Below are 19,298 nucleotides of genomic sequence, written 5' to 3'. Positions count from 1 at the left end.
TCTCCGTGACGCCCCCGCGACCCCCGACGCCCGCGCCTTCCGCGACTCCTCCGCGCCCGCCAGCGCCCCCGCGCCCCCCAGCGCCCCTGCTTCCCCCGGCGCCCCCGCCCCCCTAGACGTCAACGTACGTCCCGTACCGGCGGCCCCCGCCGACCCCCTCCCCCTCGGCCGCGACGCCGCCCGCTGGGCCCTGCTCCACCCGGCCTCCCACGACCGGCCCCGGATCACCGACGACCACCTGGTCCAGCGCGAGGGCAACCCCCTCTTCCGCGTCCGTTACGCCCACGCCCGCACCCGGGCCCTCACCCGCAACGCCGCCGACCTGGGCTTCACCGCGAACCCCGGGCCCGCAGACGCCATGGACACCACGGACACCGCATATCCCATAGCCGCGCTCCTCACCACCCTCGCCGACCACCCCCGCGTCCTCGCCCACGCGGCAGCACACCGCGCCCCCGACCGTCTCGCCCGGCACCTCGTCACCGTCGCCGATGCCGTTCTCCCTCTCCTGCCCACCGTCCTGCCGCGCGGCGAGGAGAAACCCTCGGCCGCCCACCGCGCCCGGCTCGCCCTTGCCGAAGCCGCCGGGACGGTGCTGGCCGGCGGCCTGTCCCTGCTCGGTATCGACGCACCCGACCACCTCTGACACCAGACACAGAGAGCCACCCGAAGAGCCATGAGCCGTTCCGCACACCCCGCCGGGCCCCGTCACGCCGATGTCCTCCCCGAGGGCCACTACTCCGCGCCGCCCGCCGACCTCAACACCCTCGACCCGAAGGTGTGGGCCCAGACCGTCACCCGGGACCCGCACGGCGTCGTCACCGTCGGCGGGCTCCCGGTGACCCGGCTCGCCGAGGAGTACGGCACCCCCGCCTACGTCGTCGACGAGGCCGACTTCCGGGCACGGGCTCGGGCCTGGCGTACCGCCTTCGGCCAGGAAGCCGACGTCTTCTACGCAGGCAAGGCCTTCCTCTCCCGGGCCATCGTCCGGTGGCTGCACGAAGAAGGGCTCAACCTCGACGTCTGCTCCGGCGGCGAGCTCGCCACCGCCCTGTCCGCCGGCATGCCCGCCGACCGCATCGCCTTCCACGGCAACAACAAGTCGACGCAGGAGATCCACCGCGCCATCGACGCCGGTGTGGGGCGGATCGTGCTCGACTCCTTCCAGGAGATCGTCCGCGTCGCGCACATCGCGCAGTCCCTGGGCAAGCGGCAGCGCGTCCAGATCCGTATCACCGTCGGCGTCGAAGCCCACACGCACGAGTTCATCGCCACCGCCCACGAGGACCAGAAGTTCGGGATTCCGCTTGCCGGCGGACAGGCCGCCGAGGCCGTACGGCGAGCCCTTCAGCTCGACGGGCTCGAACTCATCGGGATCCACAGCCACATCGGGTCGCAGATCTTCGATATGTCCGGCTTCGAGGTCGCGGCCCATCGGGTCGTCGGGCTGCTCAAGGACATCCGGGACGAGCACGGGGTCGAGCTGCCGGAGATCGACCTCGGCGGCGGGCTCGGGATCGCGTACACGAGTGACGACGATCCTCGCGAACCCCACGAGATCGCCAAGGCGTTGACAGAAATCGTCAGCCGCGAGTGCGAGTCCGCCAAGCTGCGCACGCCCCGCATCTCCGTCGAGCCCGGGCGCGCCATCGTCGGTCCGACCGCCTTCACGCTGTACGAGGTCGGCACCATCAAGCCCCTCGACGGGCTGCGCACCTACGTCTCCGTCGACGGCGGGATGTCGGACAACATCCGCACCGCGCTGTACGACGCCGAGTACTCCGTCGCTCTCGTCTCCCGCACCTCCGACGCCGAGCCCCTGCTCGCCCGTGTCGTCGGCAAGCACTGCGAGAGCGGCGACATCGTGGTGAAGGACGCGTTCCTGCCGGCCGACCTGGCACCGGGTGACCTCATCGCCGTACCGGCCACGGGTGCGTACTGCCGGTCCATGGCCAGCAACTACAACCACGTGCTCCGCCCGCCGGTCGTCGCGGTCCACGACGGCGAGGCCCGCGTGATCGTCCGCCGCGAGACGGAGGAGGATCTCCTGCGCCTCGATGTCGGCTGATCCACCCCTGATTCACCCAGGGGAAACAGAGGGCGGAAGATCTCCTGTTGTCCGCCCTCGTACTCATGAAATAGATGTCTCACGATCCGGACATGGGATAGAAACTCCCGTCCGGTGAGTGAGACTGGTCCCACCGTGACGGTAAGAGGAAACGAGGTCGGATGATGCGTACGCGTCCGCTGAAGGTGGCGCTGCTGGGCTGTGGAGTGGTCGGCTCAGAGGTGGCGCGCATCATGACGACGCACGCCGACGACCTCGCCGCCAGGATCGGTGCCCCGGTGGAGCTCGCGGGCGTCGCGGTCCGCCGGCCCTCCAAGGTCAGGGAAGGCATCGACCCGAGCCTCGTCACCACCGACGCCACCGCCCTCGTCAAACGCGGCGACATCGACGTGGTCGTCGAGGTCATCGGCGGGATCGAGCCCGCCCGTACGCTCATCACCACCGCCTTCGAGTACGGCGCCTCCGTCGTGTCGGCCAACAAGGCGCTCCTCGCCCAGGACGGCGCGGCCCTGCACGCCGCCGCCGAGGACCACGACGCCGACCTCTATTACGAGGCCGCCGTCGCCGGTGCCATCCCGCTGATCCGGCCGCTGCGCGAGTCCCTCGCCGGTGACAAGGTCAACCGGGTGCTCGGGATCGTCAACGGCACCACCAACTTCATCCTCGACAAGATGGACACCACGGGGGCCGGTTATCAGGAGGCCCTCGACGAGGCCACCGCCCTGGGGTACGCGGAGGCCGATCCGACCGCCGACGTCGAAGGGTTCGACGCCGCCGCCAAGGCCGCCATCCTCGCCGGCATCGCCTTCCACTCGCGCGTGCGGCTCGACGACGTCTACCGCGAGGGCATGACCGAGGTCACCGCCGCCGACTTCGCCTCGGCGAAGGAGATGGGCTGCACCATCAAACTGCTCGCCATCTGCGAGCGGGCCGAGGACGGCGAGTCCGTCACCGCGCGCGTGCACCCCGCGATGATTCCGCTGACCCACCCGCTCGCCTCCGTGCGCGGCGCGTACAACGCCGTGTTCGTGGAGTCCGACGCCTCCGGTCAACTCATGTTCTACGGGCCCGGCGCCGGCGGCTCCCCGACCGCCTCGGCCGTGCTCGGTGACCTGGTGGCCGTCTGCCGCAACCGGCTCAACGGCGCCACCGGGCCCGGCGAGTCCGCGTACGCCGCCCTGCCCGTCTCGGGCATGGGTGAGGTTGTCACGCGTTACCACATCAGCCTCGACGTGGCGGACAAACCGGGAGTTCTCGCCCAGGTGGCGACCGTGTTCGCCGAGCACGGGGTTTCGATCGATACGGTTCGGCAGCAGGGGAAGGACGGCGAGGCTTCTCTCGTCGTCGTCACCCACCGTGCTTCCGACGCGGCCCTCGGCGGGACCGTCGAGGCGCTGCGCAAGCTGGACACCGTGCGTGGTGTCGCCAGCATCATGCGGGTTGAAGGAGAGTAACCAGCAATGACCCACCAGTGGCGCGGAATCATCGAGGAGTACCGGGACCGGCTGCCCGTCTCCGACACCACGCCGGTCGTGACGCTCCGCGAGGGCGGCACGCCCCTCGTGCCCGCGCAGGTGCTCTCCGAGCGCACCGGCTGCGAGGTCCACCTCAAGGTGGAGGGTGCCAACCCCACCGGGTCCTTCAAGGACCGCGGCATGACCATGGCCATCACGCGGGCCAAGGAGGAGGGCGCGAAGGCTGTGATCTGCGCCTCCACCGGCAACACGTCCGCGAGCGCGGCCGCTTACGCCGTGCGTGCCGGGATGGTGTCGGCCGTACTCGTCCCGCAGGGCAAGATCGCGCTCGGCAAGATGGGGCAGGCGCTCGTGCACGGCGCCAAGATCCTCCAGGTCGACGGCAACTTCGACGACTGTCTCACGCTGGCCCGTGCCCTGAGCGACAACTACCCCGTGGCACTGGTCAATTCGGTCAATCCGGTACGGATCGAGGGGCAGAAGACGGCCGCGTTCGAGATCGTGGACATGCTGGGTGACGCACCTGACATCCACGTCCTGCCGGTCGGCAACGCGGGCAACATCACGGCGTACTGGAAGGGCTACAAGGAGTACGCCGCCGACGGCGTCGCCGCGCAGACCCCGCGCATGTGGGGTTTCCAGGCTTCCGGAAGTGCCCCGATCGTGCGCGGCGAGGTCGTCAAGGACCCGTCGACCATCGCCACCGCCATCCGCATCGGCAACCCCGCCTCCTGGCAGTACGCCCTGGCGGCGCGGGACGAATCGGGCGGATTCATCGATGAGGTGACGGACCGTGAAATCCTGCGCGCCTACCGGATGTTGGCAGCTCAGGAGGGCGTCTTCGTCGAGCCCGCCTCCGCCGCGTCCGTGGCCGGCCTGCTGAAGGCCGCCGAGCAGGGCAAGGTCGACCCGGGGCAGCGGATCGTGTGCACGGTCACCGGCAACGGCCTGAAGGACCCTGACTGGGCCGTCGCGGGCGCCCCCCAGCCGGTGACCGTCCCGGTCGACGCGGCGACGGCGGCCGAGCGCCTCGGCCTCGCCTGAGCCCGCCCGAGCTCGCCGGAGAAGGTAATCCCTACGAGGGGGGCACAGGGGGCTTACGACACGCATCGTGCGCCTCCTGTGCGCCCTATGTCGCCACAGAACCTTCCTTCGATAGGCTGTACCGAACCCGCCCGCCGCATATGCCTTCGCATACGGCCGGGTGCCGCGCCGTCTCCACGGCCCGGAAGCGATCCCCAGGGGTCCCCAGGGATCCGCAGGGTCCTCGCGTACGCATCGAATGTCTTCGACAATCACGCAGCTCAAGGAGAGTCATCGAGCGATGGCCGGTCCAGCCTTCCGCGCCGCCGCCGTCCGGGTGCGCGTCCCCGCCACCAGCGCCAACCTCGGCCCGGGCTTCGACGCCCTCGGCCTGTCGCTGGGGCTCTACGACGACGTGGTCGTCCGGGTGGCCGACTCCGGGCTGCACATCGACATCGCGGGGGAGGGGAGCGAGACGCTCCCGCGTGACGAAAACCACCTTCTCGTACGCTCCCTGCGCACCGCCTTCGATCTGCTGGGCGGACAGCCGCGCGGCCTGGAGATCGTCTGCGCGAACCGCATTCCGCACGGCCGCGGCCTGGGCTCCTCCTCGGCCGCCATCTGCGCCGGCATCGTCGCCGCGCGCACCGTGACCATAGGCGGCGAGGCCCGGCTCGACGACACCGCCCTCCTGGAGCTGGCCACCGAGATCGAGGGCCACCCCGACAACGTGGCGGCCTGTCTGCTCGGCGGTTTCACGCTCTCCTGGCTGGAGGCCGGAGCCGCGCGGGCGATCAGGATGGAGCCCGCCGATTCCATCGTTCCGGTGGTTTTCGTGCCCGGTAAGCCGGTCCTGACGGAGACCGCGCGCGGACTGCTCCCGCGCACCGTGCCGCACGTCGACGCCGCCACCAACGCGGGCCGCGCAGCCCTGCTCGTCGAGGCCCTCACCAGGCGCCCCGAGCTGCTGCTGCCGGCCACCGAGGACCGTCTTCACCAGGAGTACCGTGCCCCGGCCATGCCGGAGAGCGCGGCGCTGGTGGAGCGGCTGCGGGCCGACGGAGTCCCGGCAGTCATCTCAGGCGCGGGCCCCACGGTGCTCGCGCTGGCCGACGGCGACACCGCCGACAAGGTCGCCCATCTGGCAGGCGAGGGCTGGGCCGCGAACCGGCTCGAGCTCGACGCCCAGGGAGCGAGCGTGCTGCCGCTTGCGCCCTGACACATGGTTGCCGGATTTCGAGAGGGGGAATGTTTGTTGGATCCGGTAGTGTTAACCTCAAGTCTGCACCCGACCCCACCATGGCGAGGTGCTTCGTGTCCCCGTCCGGGACAGACACCCTTCCGGGAGCCTCCCAAGCCGCACCGTGTTTCGTACGACGTACGCAGGCAGTATCTCGTATGCGAGCGCTGAGCGACTTGCCGGGCACGCTCCGGAACCGGTGCGACCAAGCCACGTGACACAGACACTCAGTGCCACGGCTCAGGGAAGCGCCGTCATCACATTCCTCCGCCGCTTAGGCGGACCACCGCCCCGGCACGGTCCACACAGCAAGGACCGAAGCCGGACAGCACAACCGGTCGCCGAGCCAGACAGGCCGACGTCCGCTCCAGGGAAGGACCCTTCGTGAGCGACACCACCGATCTGATGGGCGCACGTGTCGAGGAGACCGCTGCCGCGCCCGCCACGGACGCCTCCGCGCCTGCCACCGGTGCCGGCTCCCGGCGGCGCCGCGGTACCGGCCTCGAGGGCATGGTGCTGGCCGAGCTGCAGCAGGTCGCATCCGGCCTCGGTATCAGGGGCACCGCGCGCATGCGCAAGAGCCAGCTGATCGAGGTCATCAAGGAGGCGCAGGCCTCAGGGGGTGCCGCGGCTCCCCAGGCCGACGCCGCCACCGAGACCAAGCCGAAGCGCCGGGCCACCTCCAAGGCCCGTACCGGCGAGGACTCCACCGCCGCCGCGAAGAAGGCGGAGGCCAAGGCCGAGGCGCCCGCCGAGAAGGCCGTGGCCCAGCAGCAGATCGAGATCCCCGGCCAGCCGGTCAGCGAGGACGCTCCCGCGGAGCGCCGTCGCCGCCGTGCCACCGCCGACGTCGGCAGGCCGTCCGCCGCGCCCGAGACGGTCGCCGCCGAGGCGAAGAGCGAGCCGAAGGCCGAGACGCCCGCCCGCGAGGCCCAGCAGCCGCAGGGTGACGCCGGTGACGGCGGCGAGGGCCGTCGTCGCGACCGCCGCGAGCGCGGCCGGGACCGTGACCGTGACCGTCGGGGCAAGGGCGACGACCAGCAGGGTCAGGGCGGCCAGCGCCAGCAGAGCCAGCAGCAGGGCGGCGGCCGTCAGGACCGCCAGGACCGCCAGCGGGACAGCGGTCCGCAGGACGACGACGACTTCGAGGGCGGCCGCCGGGGCCGCCGCGGCCGCTACCGCGACCGCCGTGGCCGTCGTGGCCGCGACGACATGGCCTCGGAGCCGCAGATCACCGAGGACGACGTCCTGATCCCGGTCGCGGGCATCCTCGACATCCTCGATAACTACGCCTTCATCCGTACGTCCGGCTACCTGCCCGGCCCGAACGACGTGTACGTCTCCCTCGCCCAGGTCCGCAAGAACGGCCTGCGCAAGGGTGACCACATCACCGGTGCCGTGCGTCAGCCCAAGGAAGGCGAGCGGCGCGAGAAGTTCAACGCGCTGGTGCGGCTGGACTCCGTCAACGGCATGGCGCCCGAACACGGCCGTGGCCGCCCGGAGTTCAACAAGCTGACGCCGCTGTACCCGCAGGACCGGCTCCGCCTGGAGACCGACCCTGGCATCCTGACCACCCGCATCATCGACCTCGTGTCGCCGATCGGTAAGGGTCAGCGAGGGCTGATCGTGGCCCCGCCGAAGACCGGCAAGACCATGATCATGCAGGCGATCGCCAACGCGATCACCCACAACAGCCCCGAGTGCCACCTGATGGTCGTCCTCGTCGACGAGCGTCCGGAAGAGGTCACCGACATGCAGCGGTCGGTGAAGGGCGAGGTCATCTCCTCGACCTTCGACCGCCCGGCCGAGGACCACACCACCGTCGCCGAGCTGGCCATCGAGCGCGCCAAGCGCCTCGTGGAGCTGGGTCACGACGTGGTCGTCCTGCTGGACTCCATCACCCGTCTGGGCCGCGCGTACAACCTCGCGGCGCCCGCCTCCGGCCGCATCCTGTCCGGTGGTGTCGACTCGACCGCGCTGTACCCGCCGAAGAGGTTCTTCGGTGCCGCGCGCAACATCGAGGACGGCGGCTCGCTGACCATCCTGGCCACCGCGCTGGTCGAGACCGGCTCGCGGATGGACGAGGTGATCTTCGAGGAGTTCAAGGGCACCGGCAACATGGAGCTCAAGCTCGACCGGAAGCTCTCCGACAAGCGCATCTTCCCCGCGGTGGACGTGGACGCGTCCAGCACCCGCAAGGAGGAGATCCTGCTCGGATCCGACGAGCTGAACATCGTCTGGAAGCTGCGCCGGGTGCTGCACGCGCTCGACCAGCAGCAGGCGATCGAGCTGCTCCTCGACAAGATGAAGCAGACGAAGTCGAACGCCGAGTTCCTGATGCAGATCCAGAAGACCACGCCGATGCCTGGCAACGGCGACTGACGCAGGCTCTTTTGAAGGGCCGCCCCTGTTCGCAGGGGCGGCCCTTTTCGCTGTCCAGGGGCGGGGTACGATCTCGCCCTTCGGCCAACTTTTCGGCCATGTACTTTCTGATCCCGAGGGGGGACTTACGTGGTTACACCCATGTCCGGGGGCGGCGGGCGGCACAGACGTCGGATACGGATCGCCCTGCCCGTCGGCGCGGCCGGCCTGGCCGCCGCCGTCGCCGTGGCGCTGCTGACCTCGTCCGCGGACGCCGCCACCGGCTCACCGAAGCCGCGGCCGCCGGCCAGGGCCACGGTCGCCGACTCTCCCTCGCTCGCCGAGCTGGAGCAGCGGATCGCCGGCGCGACGGAGGGCGACGACACCCCGGGCGGTACGAGGGTCAAGTCGTCCCCGAGCGCGAGCACCGGCACCGTCAGCCCGATGATCATCGGCGGTACGACGACCACCATCACCACGGCCCCGTGGATGGCCCAGCTCTGGTACAGCGACACCAAGGGCACCGCCGACGAGAGCGACGACACCAGCTTCTTCTGCGGCGGCGCCGTCGTCGCGCCGACGAAGATCCTCACCGCCGCGCACTGCGTCAAGGGCTACGACTGGAAGGCCCACGGCGCCATCGTGACCGGCACCTCCCAGCTGCCCTCGGAGGGCGACCTGCACGGCGGCACCGCCAGCGGCGTCTGGCGGCAGTGGTCCCACCCGTCGTACAACGCGCGGACCATCGACAACGACCTCGCGGTGCTCACCCTGCCCAACCCCGTCAAGGCCACGCCGATCCGCATGACGACGTCCGGCGACACCGCCTCGTACGCCGCCGGCACCAGCGCCAAGGTCTACGGCTGGGGCCGCACCAGCTCCACCAACCAGGACATCTCCGAGACGCTGAAGACGGCCACGCTGCCCGTCCAGTCCGACACCACCTGCGCGAGCTACTACGGCGCCGAGTTCGTCAAGGGCCACATGGTCTGCGCGGGCAAGCCCGCCACCGGCAGCGACACCGGCACCACCTCCGCCTGCAACGGCGACTCCGGCGGCCCGCTGGTGGTGAACAACCGCATTGTCGGCGTCGTCTCCTGGGGAGTGACGAACTGCGTCTCCAAGGGCGCCTACAGCGTCTTCACCAAGGTCAGCACGTACGTCGGCGCCGCCTACCCGCGCGTCGACGACACCAACCTCAGCGGTGACCACAAGGCCGACCTGTGGGTGCGCAACGCCTCCACGAAGACCGGCTACGAGAAGGACTCCCTGGGCACCTCCTTCGGCGCCCGCCAGTCCTGGGGCAACTGGAGCGGCGTCAACGTCGTCCTGCAGGCCGACCTCAACCGGGACGGCTACCAGGACTTCGTCTACCGCGTGGCCTCCACCGGCGACGTCTTCTGGTGGCGCTACGTCCCGGCCACCGAGAGCTGGGCCGACCCCAAGCAGATCTTCGACAACTGGAAGACCCGCACCCGCATCCTCACCCCGGGAGACGTCACCGGCGACTACCTGCCCGACCTGCTCTCGGTCGACTCCGCCGGCGTCCTGTGGATCTACCCCGGCAACGGCAACGGCACCTTCGCGACCCGCGTGAAGGTGGGCTCGGGCTGGAACCAGTACAACTCGCTGCGCGGCCACGGCGACTTCACCGGCGACGGCAGGACCGACCTGATCGCGCGCAGTGCGAGCAACGGCTCCGTGTACCTGTACAAGGGCACCGGCAAGTCCGGCGCCGGAGCCTTCTCCGGCCGGATCAAGGTGCGCACCTGGAGCGGCACGACGTACAACGCCTTCGACGCGGTCGGGGACGTCACCGGAGACGGCAAGGCCGACTTCCTGGCCCGCACGCCCGGCGGCACGCTCTATCTGTACAAGGGCACCGGAAAGGCCACGAGCGAGATCTTTGCCACAAGGATCTCCGTAGGCACCGATTTCAAGCAGTACGACATCTTCGGCTGAAACCGCAGGTGAATAACGATCACCGCGCTACGGTGACCACGGACTGTGCCCACCCGTACACAGGGTGGGCACAGTCCGTTGTGCAACCCTTTCCCGAGTTTCCCCGTCTGACCAGGCGGAGCGACGATGGTGCGGTAAAGGTCGCTTCGACGACGCCTGACCCTGAAAGCAGGGGGTAACCGACCGGACGAGATTCGAGGAGCACATGTCCGCCGAGAGCACGCCGGAGCCCGGCATATCGGGTGGGTCCGGCACCACCGGCCCGCGCCATCGCGCCAAGGGCCGCCGCCGCAAGCCCCGCGGTAAGCGCAAGGGCGTCCTGATCATGGCGTGGACGGCCGCGGGCATCGTCGTGCTGGGCGGCACCGGAGCCGGATACCTGTACTTCAAGCTCAACGGCAACATCAAGAGCGTCGACATCGACTCCGCGCTCGGCACCGACCGGCCGACCAAGGTCGACAACGGCTCCGAGAACATCCTCGTGCTCGGCTCCGACACCCGCGCCGGCAGCAACAAGAAGCTGGGCGGCGGCGTCGACGACGGCAGCGCCCGCTCCGACACCGCGATGATCGTGCACGTCTACAAGGGCCACAAGAAGGCCAGCGTGGTCTCCATCCCGCGCGACACCATCATCGACCGCCCTGAGTGCACCGACACCAAGGGCGACACGCACGACGCGGCGGACGGCGTGATGTTCAACTCCGCGTACTCCACCGGCGGCGCGGCCTGCGCGGTGAAGACCGTCGAGTCCATCAGCGGCATCCGCATGGACCACTACCTCGAGGTCGACTTCAGCGGCTTCGAGAAGCTCATCGACGAGCTCGGCGGAGTCAAGGTCACCACCACCAAGAACATCGACGACCCCGACAGCCACCTGAACCTGAAGGCCGGCCCGCACACCCTCACCGGCGAGCAGGCCCTCGGCCTGGTCCGCACCCGGCACGGCGTCGGCGACGGCTCCGACCTCGGCCGCATCCAGCTCCAGCAGGCCTTCATCAAGGCGCTGATCAACCAGGTCAAGAACATCAACCTGTTCGGCAGCGGCACCAAGCTGTACGACCTCGCCAACACCGCCACGAAGGCCGTGACGACCGACTCCGACCTGGGCTCGGTGAACAAGCTGATGTCGTTCGCGAGCGGCCTGAAGGGCATCAGCTCGTCCAACATGCACATGGTCACCATGCCGGTCCAGTACGACCCGGCGGACCCCAACCGAGTCATCGTCGAGGAGACGAAGGCCAAGCAGGTATGGACCGCCCTGGAGAACGACAAGGCGATCCCGAAGTCGGCCACGGAAGGCACGGCCACCGGCGAAGCCGACGGCGTCGTAAGCACCTCTTGAGGCCCCCAGGGAGCCCCAGGGAATACACAACCCCCGCCCCCGGTTTTGGGGGATGGCCCCAGTCCTGGCAGACTGGTACGTCGGCTCCGGTTCACGCTCCCGCATCCCGCGGCAGCGACCCGGCGCCCTCCCGAAATCTAGGAGACACCTTGAAGCGCGACATTCACCCCGCGTACGTCGAGACGCAGGTCAGCTGCACCTGCGGCGCGTCGTTCACCACCCGTAGCACCATCGAGTCCGGCTCCATCCGTGCCGATGTCTGCTCCGAGTGCCACCCGTTCTACACGGGCAAGCAGAAGATCCTCGACACCGGTGGCCGTGTGGCCCGCTTCGAGGCCCGCTTCGGCAAGGCTGCCGCCGGCTCCAAGAAGTAGCGAGCCTCCATTTCGCCGGTCCACGGCCGCGCCCCTCTTCAGGGCGCGCCGGGACCGGCGTTTTTGGTCGCCCGCCTTCCCTTCGTACGTAATTCAGGAGCCCAAGATGTTCGAGGCCGTCGAGGAACTCATCGCCGAGCACGCCGACCTGGAGAAGAAGCTCGCCGACCCGTCGGTCCACTCCGACCAGGCCAACGCGCGCAAGCTGAACAAGCGTTACGCCGAGCTCACCCCGATCGTCGCCACGTACCGCTCCTGGAAGCAGACGGGCGACGACATCGAGACCGCGCGGGAATTCGCCGCCGACGATCCCGACTTCTTCGCCGAGATCAAGGAGCTGGAGAAGCAGAGCGAGGAGCTGACGGAGAAGCTGCGCCTGCTGCTCGTCCCGCGCGACCCCAGCGACGACAAGGACGTCATCCTCGAGATCAAGGCCGGCGCGGGCGGCGACGAGTCGGCGCTCTTCGCCGGTGACCTGCTGCGCATGTACCTGCGGTACGCCGAGCGGGTCGGCTGGAAGACCGAGATCATCGACGCCACCGAGTCCGAGCTGGGCGGCTACAAGGACGTCCAGGTCGCCGTGAAGACCAAGGGCGGCCAGGGCGCCACGGAGCCCGGACAGGGAGTCTGGGCCCGGCTGAAGTACGAGGGCGGCGTGCACCGCGTGCAGCGCGTGCCGGCGACCGAGTCGCAGGGCCGTATCCACACCTCCGCGGCAGGCGTGCTCGTCACGCCCGAGGCCGAAGAGGTCGACGTCGAGATCAACCCCAACGATCTGCGCATCGACGTCTACCGTTCCTCGGGCCCCGGCGGACAGTCCGTCAACACCACCGACTCCGCCGTGCGCATCACGCACATTCCGACCGGAGTCGTCGCCTCCTGCCAGAACGAGAAGAGCCAGCTGCAGAACAAGGAGCAGGCACTGCGTATCCTGCGCTCCAGGCTGCTCGCCGCGGCGCAGGAGGAGGCGGAGAAGGAGGCCGCCGACGCCCGCCGCAGCCAGGTCCGTACCGTCGACCGCTCCGAGAAGATCCGCACGTACAACTTCCCGGAGAACCGCATCTCGGACCACCGCGTCGGATTCAAGGCGTACAACCTGGACCAGGTCCTGGACGGTGAACTCGACGCGGTGATCCAGGCGTGCGTCGACGCGGACTCGGCGGCCAAACTGGCAGCCGCATAAGGCACGTACGAGGACCAGACGGAGGACTTGCGTGCAGCAATCATTTGGGGGGCGACCCCCAAACCCCCGAGGCGTGCTGCTCGCTGAGGTGGCCCAGGCCACCCAGCGGCTGGCCGACGCCGGCGTGCCCTCGCCGCGCAACGACGCGGAGGAGCTCGCCGCGTTCGTGCACGGCGTGAAGCGGGGCGAGCTGCACTCCGTCAAGGACTCGGACTTCGACGCCCGCTACTGGGAGGTCATCGCGCGCCGTGAGCAGCGCGAGCCGCTCCAGCACATCACCGGGCGCGCCTTCTTCCGGTACCTGGAACTCCAGGTCGGACCCGGGGTGTTCGTACCCCGGCCCGAGACGGAGTCCGTCGTCGGGTGGGCCATAGACGCCGTACGCGCGATGGACGTCGTCGAGCCGTGCATCGTCGACCTGTGCACCGGCTCCGGCGCCATCGCGCTCGCGCTCGCCCAGGAGGTCCCGCGCTCCCGTGTGCACGCCGTGGAGCTGTCCGAGGACGCCCTGCGGTGGACCCGCAAGAACGTGGAGGGGTCCAGGGTCGACCTGCGTCAGGGCAACGCCCTGGACGCCTTCCCTGACCTCGACGGCCAGGTCGACCTGGTCATCTCCAACCCGCCGTACATCCCGCTGACCGAGTGGGAGTACGTCGCTCCCGAGGCGCGGGACTACGATCCCGAACTCGCCCTGTTCTCGGGCGAGGACGGCCTCGACCTGATCCGCGGCCTGGAGCGCACCGCACACCGTCTCCTGCGCCCCGGTGGTGTCGTGGTCATCGAGCACGCCGACACCCAGGGCGGCCAGGTGCCGTGGATCTTCACCGAGGAGCGGGGCTGGGCCGACGCGGCCGACCACCCCGACCTCAACAACCGTCCGCGTTTCGCGACCGCGCGCAAGGCGCTGCCGTGAGCACGCCCCACACTTCGTTTCCGCAGCAGTACGTGTACGAGGAGGCCCGCTAGACATGGCACGGCGATACGACACCAACGACGCGACCGACCGCACGACCGGTCTGCGCGAGGCCGCCTCCGCCGTCCGCCGTGGCGAACTCGTGGTGCTGCCGACCGACACGGTGTACGGCATCGGCGCCGACGCGTTCTCCTCGGAGGCCGTATCCGACCTGCTGGAGGCCAAGGGCCGGGGCCGCAATATGCCCACGCCTGTCCTCATCGGCTCCCCGAACACCCTGCACGGCCTCGTCACGGACTTCTCCGAGCTGGCCTGGGAGCTCGTCGACGCCTTCTGGCCGGGCGCGCTGACGCTCGTCGCCAAGCACCAGCCGTCCCTCCAGTGGGACCTGGGCGACACCCGCGGCACGGTCGCCGTCCGCATGCCGCTGCACCCCGTCGCCATCGAGCTGCTGACGGAGGTCGGCCCGATGGCCGTGTCGTCGGCGAACCTGACGGGCCACCCGGCGCCGGAGGACTGCGACGCCGCGCAGGAGATGCTCGGCGACTCGGTCTCCGTGTATCTCGACGGCGGCCCCACCCCGGGCAACGTCCCGTCCTCGATCGTCGACGTCACCCGTGAGGTGCCCCTCCTGCTGCGCGAGGGCGCGATCTCCGCGGACGAGCTCAGGAAGGTCGTACCCGACCTCGAGGTGGCGAATTGACGGCCCCTGACGCGGGGCGTGGCATAGGCAACGGGGACGAGACGGGGGGCCACATGCACCAGGGCGGCCTTCCGCGTGACAGCTTCCGCATCCTCCACGTCAGCACCGGCAACGTGTGCCGCTCGCCGATCACCGAGCGGCTGACCCGCCATGCCCTGGCGGACCGGCTCGGCGACCCGCTGTGGGGCGGGCTGATCGTGGAGAGCGCGGGCACCTGGGGCCACGAGGGCGCGCCCATGGAGGCCAACGCGGAGACCGTGCTGGCCGACTTCGGGGCGGACGCCTCCGGCTTCGTCGGCCGCGAACTGCTCGACGAACACGTCATCATGGCGGACCTGGTCCTGACCGCGACCCGGGACCACCGCGCCCAGGTCATCTCCATGGGCCACTCGGCGGGCCTGAGGACCTTCACCCTGAAGGAGTTCACCCGCCTGGTGAAGGCGATCGACACGGCCACCCTGCCTCCCCTGGAGGACGGCGTGGTGGCACGCGCGCGTGCGCTGGTCCGCGCCGCGGCGGCTCTACGCGGGTGGCTCCTCGCGCCGACGGCGGAGGCGGACGAGGTGTACGACCCGTACGGGGCGCCGTTGCCGTTCTTCCGGGCGGTCGGGGACGAGATAAACCAGGCGATCGATCCGGTCGTCACGGCGCTCACGGGCGTCACCGCAAAGACGTAACGACCGAGCACCCCACCCGGCCCGGGCCTACATTGGACGTACGTCACTGTCGACGCCCGGAGTTCGCCATGTCGGTCACGCATGCCCCTGAGACGGTTGATGTCCTGCTGCGGCAGGACCCCGAGCTGGCCGAGATCCTGCTTGGGGAGGCCGACCGGCAGGCCACGACGCTGCAGCTGATCGCCGCCGAGAACTTCACCTCGCCGGCCGTGCTCGCCGCCCTCGGCTCGCCGCTCGCCAACAAGTACGCGGAGGGGTACCCGGGGGCCCGGCACCACGGCGGCTGCGAGATCGTCGACGTCGCCGAGCGCCTCGCCGTGGAGCGGGCCAAGGCGCTGTTCGGCGCCGAGCACGCCAACGTGCAGTCCCATTCGGGCTCGTCGGCCGTCCTGGCCGCGTACGCCGCGCTGCTGCGCCCCGGGGACACCGTGCTCGCCCTCGGGCTGCCCTACGGCGGTCACCTCACGCACGGCTCGCCCGCCAACTTCTCCGGCCGCTGGTTCGACTTCGTCGGGTACGGGGTGGACGCGGAGACCGGGCTCATCGACTACGACCAGGTACGGACGCTGGCGCGCACCCACCGTCCCAAGGCCCTCGTGTGCGGCTCGATCGCCTACCCCCGGCACATCGACTACGCCTTTTTCCGGGACGTCGCCGACGAGGTGGGGGCCTATCTGATCGCGGACGCAGCCCACCCCATCGGGCTCGTCGCCGGGGGAGCGGCCCCGAACCCGGTGCCGTACGCCGATGTCGTGTGCGCCACCACGCACAAGGTGCTGCGCGGGCCGCGCGGCGGGATGATCCTGTGCGGCGGCGAGCTCGCCGAGCGGGTCGACCGCGCCGTCTTCCCGTTCACGCAGGGCGGCGCGCAGATGCACACCATCGCCGCCAAGGCCGTCGCGTTCGGCGAGGCGGCAACACCGGCGTTCACCGCGTACGCCCATCAGGTGGTCGCAAACGCCAGGGTGCTCGCGGCGGGGCTGGCCGCCGAAGGGCTCGTCGTCACCACCGGCGGCACCGACACCCACCTGGTGACCGCCGACCCGGCGCCGCTCGGCGTCGACGGACGCACCGCGCGCGGGCGCCTCCTCGCCGCCGGAATGGTGCTCGACTGCTGTGCGCTGCCGCACACCGACGCCCGTGGACTGCGCCTGGGGACGGCCGCCGCGACCACACAGGGCATGGGGGAGGCGGAGATGACGCGGATCGGCGTACTGTTCGGACAGGTGGTCAGGGGCGAGATCGAGAGCCAGAAGGCCCGTGAAGAAGTGCGGGAGCTGGTCGGCGGATTTCCGCCGTATCCCGGGTGAGCGGGGGTAGGCGCGATTCCGTACACAGCCACACGTGCAACCATCGTCGCTACCCGGAAGTCCCCAACCATATGCGCGCGTCGCTAGTGTGTGGGGCTGAGATGGCCAGCGAGACCTGTGGGGAAGCCTGTGCGTGAATACCTGCTGACGCTCTGCGTGACGGCCGCGGTGACGTATCTGCTGACAGGGCCGGTACGGAAGTTCGCGATCGTGGCCGGAGCGATGCCGGAGATCAGGGCCCGTGACGTGCACCGGGAACCGACTCCGCGGCTCGGCGGGATCGCCATGTTCTTCGGCCTGTGCGCGGGTCTGCTGGTCGCCGATCACCTCGCCAACCTCAGCCAGGTCTTCGAGGAGTCCAACGAGCCACGGGCGCTGTTGTCCGGAGCGGCGCTGATCTGGCTGATCGGCGTCCTGGACGACAAGTTCGAGATCGACGCCCTGATCAAGCTGGGCGGCCAGATGATCGCCGCGGGCGTCATGGTCATGCAGGGTCTGACCATCCTGTGGCTTCCCATCCCGAGCGTCGGCACGGTAGCGCTGACCCAGTGGCAGGGCACCCTGCTGACGGTGGCGCTGGTCGTCATCACCATCAACGCGGTCAACTTCGTGGACGGCCTCGACGGCCTCGCCGCCGGCGTGGTGTGCATCGCGTCGGCCGCGTTCTTCATGTACGCCTACCGCATCTGGTACTCGTACGGCATCGAGGCCGCCGCCCCCGCGACGCTGTTCGCGGCCATCCTGATGGGCATGTGCCTGGGCTTCCTGCCCCACAACATGCACCCCGCGCGGATCTTCATGGGCGACTCGGGCTCGATGCTGATCGGGCTGGTGCTGGCCGCGGGCGCGATCTCCATCACCGGTCAGGTCGACCCGGACAACCTGTTCGGCGGTTCCGAGCGCAGCACCGTCCACCAGATGGTGCCGATCTACATCCCCCTGCTGATGCCGCTGACGATCATCGCGATCCCGGCGGCCGACCTGATCCTGGCGATCGTACGGCGCACCTGGCGCGGCCAGTCGCCGTTCGCCGCCGACCGCGGCCACCTGCACCACCGGCTGCTGGAGATCGGCCACTCGCACAGCCGCGCGGTGCTGATCATGTACTTCTGGTCGGCGCTGATCGCGTTCGGCGCGCTCGCCTACTCCGTGAACTCTGCGTCCATGTGGATCGTGCTGGGAGTGGTCTTCCTCAGCGCGATCGGCCTGGTGCTGCTCCTGCTGCCCCGTTTCACCCCGCGCACCCCGCGCTGGGCGGAGCCGTTCGTGCCGCCGCGCTACCGTCGTCGGCGCCTTGGCGCCGGTGACGCAGCGTCGCCCGGCACGGACTCGGCGGCCGCCTCGGCCCGCGCCTCCCGAGCGACGGTCTCGGCGAACGACACGGGTGGCATGACGCTGCACGGCAGCACCGCGCTGTCGGAGCTGACGGAGAAGGCCGCCGCCTCGGCACGCTTCCGGGCGCACGAGAAGGAACGGGCGTAGCGACGCGCCGCACGGGTCAGTGAGGGGCGGCCGGGGGGTTCGGGGCCCATGTCTCGCGCAGCGCGGCGCAGACCTCGCCGAGGGTGGCTCGGAACGCCAGCGCCTCTCGTAGGGGGTTCAGAACGTCGCCGCCGCCCTGAGCGGCCTCGCTGAGCCGAAGCAGGGCTTCGTCCACGGCCGGCTGGACGCGCCAGGCGCGGAGCTTGGCCAGGCGCTCGGTCTGACGGGCCCGCACGGCGTGCGACGACGTCCAGGGCCGGGCCAGACGGGGGCGGTGTGCGGGCCGGCCGGTGCCGTGGACGCCGAACAGCTCAGGGCCCCGCTCCCGCTCCAGGACCGCGAGCAGTCCGCCGAGCCGTGCGATGCGGTCCAGCAGGGCGGCCGCCGCCGCTTCGAGGCCGGCGGGGTCGGCGTGGCGGAGTGCCGCTTCGCGGCCGGCCGACGTCGGTGCTGCGGCGAGGTGGTCGTCGGGGACCGCCGCACGCAGCCGTGGGGCGGGGGCCGGGCCGAGGCGGGCTTGTACCGTACGGGCCCACAGTCGGCGTACGGTGCGCAGCTTGACCCGGGTGCCGCGCCCGGTGAGGGCGGGGGAGACGCACAGGGCCGTGCGGGCCGCGACGACGGCGGGGTCCAGGCCGGCCGCGGACGCGGCCACCAGGTACTCGGTACCGGCGGCGACGGTGAAGGCGATCTCCTGGGCCGGGTCCGCTCCGGCGCCCGTGAGCCGGTGGCCGCGGACGGTCAGACACCGCCAGCGCGGCAGCTCCGCCAGGCCGTGGGTGAGCACGTCCCGGGCCAGCCGCAGGGACGCCCGTGGGGGGAACGGGCCGGGCCCGGTCAGCAGGAGGTCCGTCAGGACGTCGTTGCCGACCTCGCCGGCCAGTTGCCCGGCCGGCGCCCCGTGTTCCTCGGCGACGAGCAGGTACAGGACGAGGAGGGGCGCGGCGCAGGTGTCGGCGGCCAGGGACACCGCGACCCGGTGCAGCGGCAGCCCGCCGAGCAGCACCCGCATGTCGTCGATGGAGTCGACCGGCACGCCACGGTGGCCGACCAGCCCCCAGGCGGCCGGCGCGGCGGAGTCGAGGCCGTTTCGCGTGGGCACGTCGAATGAGACGGTCAGCTCGCGGGCGCCGCCGCCGACCAGCCGCCGCAGCCGGGCGTTCGCCTGCGCGGCGCCCTCACCGC

Annotated in this window: 16 protein-coding genes; 15 read left to right on the top strand and 1 reads right to left on the bottom strand. The window is 70.5% G+C overall.

The annotated features are described in order from the left end of the window. The 15 genes from CLM62_RS05075 to CLM62_RS05005 all read left to right on the top strand — a co-directional run. A partial coding sequence (locus CLM62_RS05075; RefSeq protein WP_257003673.1) for a DALR anticodon-binding domain-containing protein occupies positions 1–646 on the top strand: 646 nt, incomplete at its 5' end. A 30-nt stretch (positions 647–676) separates the two neighbouring features. Continuing rightward, the gene (gene lysA, locus CLM62_RS05070) at positions 677–2,068 is read left to right on the top strand and encodes a diaminopimelate decarboxylase (protein ID WP_095748657.1); all 1,392 of its coding nucleotides are present in this window, start codon (positions 677–679) and stop codon (positions 2,066–2,068) included. Between the two features lie 161 nt (positions 2,069–2,229). After that, positions 2,230–3,522 (top strand): homoserine dehydrogenase, encoded by a 1,293-nt coding sequence (locus tag CLM62_RS05065; RefSeq protein ID WP_179381948.1) that lies wholly within the window; start codon positions 2,230–2,232, stop codon positions 3,520–3,522. A gap of 6 nt (positions 3,523–3,528) precedes the next feature. Beyond that, complete coding sequence (gene thrC, locus CLM62_RS05060; RefSeq protein ID WP_095748656.1) at positions 3,529–4,587, top strand: threonine synthase; 1,059 nt, start codon at positions 3,529–3,531, stop codon at positions 4,585–4,587. Positions 4,588–4,867: 280 nt separating this feature from the next. Beyond that, positions 4,868–5,785: a homoserine kinase gene (gene thrB / locus CLM62_RS05055; protein WP_095748655.1), complete on the top strand. Its 918-nt coding sequence runs from the start codon at positions 4,868–4,870 to the stop codon at positions 5,783–5,785. Positions 5,786–6,190: 405 nt separating this feature from the next. Beyond that, the gene (gene rho, locus CLM62_RS05050) at positions 6,191–8,188 is read left to right on the top strand and encodes a transcription termination factor Rho (protein WP_095748654.1); all 1,998 of its coding nucleotides are present in this window, start codon (positions 6,191–6,193) and stop codon (positions 8,186–8,188) included. A 141-nt stretch (positions 8,189–8,329) separates the two neighbouring features. Beyond that, positions 8,330–10,129: a trypsin-like serine protease gene (locus CLM62_RS05045; RefSeq protein ID WP_095748653.1), complete on the top strand. Its 1,800-nt coding sequence runs from the start codon at positions 8,330–8,332 to the stop codon at positions 10,127–10,129. A 205-nt stretch (positions 10,130–10,334) separates the two neighbouring features. After that, complete coding sequence (locus CLM62_RS05040) at positions 10,335–11,471, top strand: LCP family protein (protein WP_095748652.1); 1,137 nt, start codon at positions 10,335–10,337, stop codon at positions 11,469–11,471. 149 nt (positions 11,472–11,620) lie between these two features. Next, positions 11,621–11,845, top strand: coding sequence for a 50S ribosomal protein L31 (rpmE, locus tag CLM62_RS05035; RefSeq protein WP_095748651.1), 225 nt, complete (start codon positions 11,621–11,623; stop codon positions 11,843–11,845). 106 nt (positions 11,846–11,951) lie between these two features. Then, positions 11,952–13,028 (top strand): peptide chain release factor 1, encoded by a 1,077-nt coding sequence (gene prfA / locus CLM62_RS05030; protein WP_095748650.1) that lies wholly within the window; start codon positions 11,952–11,954, stop codon positions 13,026–13,028. Positions 13,029–13,101: 73 nt separating this feature from the next. Beyond that, on the top strand, positions 13,102–13,941 hold the full coding sequence (prmC, locus tag CLM62_RS05025; protein WP_095748649.1) for a peptide chain release factor N(5)-glutamine methyltransferase: 840 nt from the start codon (positions 13,102–13,104) through the stop codon (positions 13,939–13,941). A 55-nt stretch (positions 13,942–13,996) separates the two neighbouring features. After that, positions 13,997–14,644, top strand: coding sequence for an L-threonylcarbamoyladenylate synthase (locus CLM62_RS05020; protein ID WP_095748648.1), 648 nt, complete (start codon positions 13,997–13,999; stop codon positions 14,642–14,644). After that, positions 14,641–15,321, top strand: coding sequence for a protein-tyrosine-phosphatase (locus CLM62_RS05015; RefSeq protein WP_095748647.1), 681 nt, complete (start codon positions 14,641–14,643; stop codon positions 15,319–15,321). Before CLM62_RS05020 ends, CLM62_RS05015 begins: the two co-directional genes overlap by 4 nt. A 68-nt stretch (positions 15,322–15,389) precedes the next feature. Next, complete coding sequence (gene glyA / locus CLM62_RS05010) at positions 15,390–16,631, top strand: serine hydroxymethyltransferase (RefSeq protein ID WP_095748646.1); 1,242 nt, start codon at positions 15,390–15,392, stop codon at positions 16,629–16,631. A gap of 129 nt (positions 16,632–16,760) precedes the next feature. Continuing rightward, entirely contained in the window at positions 16,761–18,113 is a 1,353-nt protein-coding gene (locus CLM62_RS05005; protein ID WP_257003672.1) for an MraY family glycosyltransferase, read from the top strand. Between the two features lie 16 nt (positions 18,114–18,129). Here CLM62_RS05005 and CLM62_RS05000 read toward each other — a convergent pair. Further along, positions 18,130–19,298 (bottom strand): methylmalonyl-CoA mutase family protein (locus CLM62_RS05000; RefSeq protein ID WP_095748645.1); only part of this gene is annotated, 1,169 nt, incomplete at its 5' end.

The sequence above is a fragment of the Streptomyces sp. SA15 genome (genome assembly GCF_002291145.1).
Lineage (GTDB): Bacteria > Actinomycetota > Actinomycetes > Streptomycetales > Streptomycetaceae > Streptomyces.
This window is presented reverse-complemented; position numbering and strand designations above follow the sequence as displayed.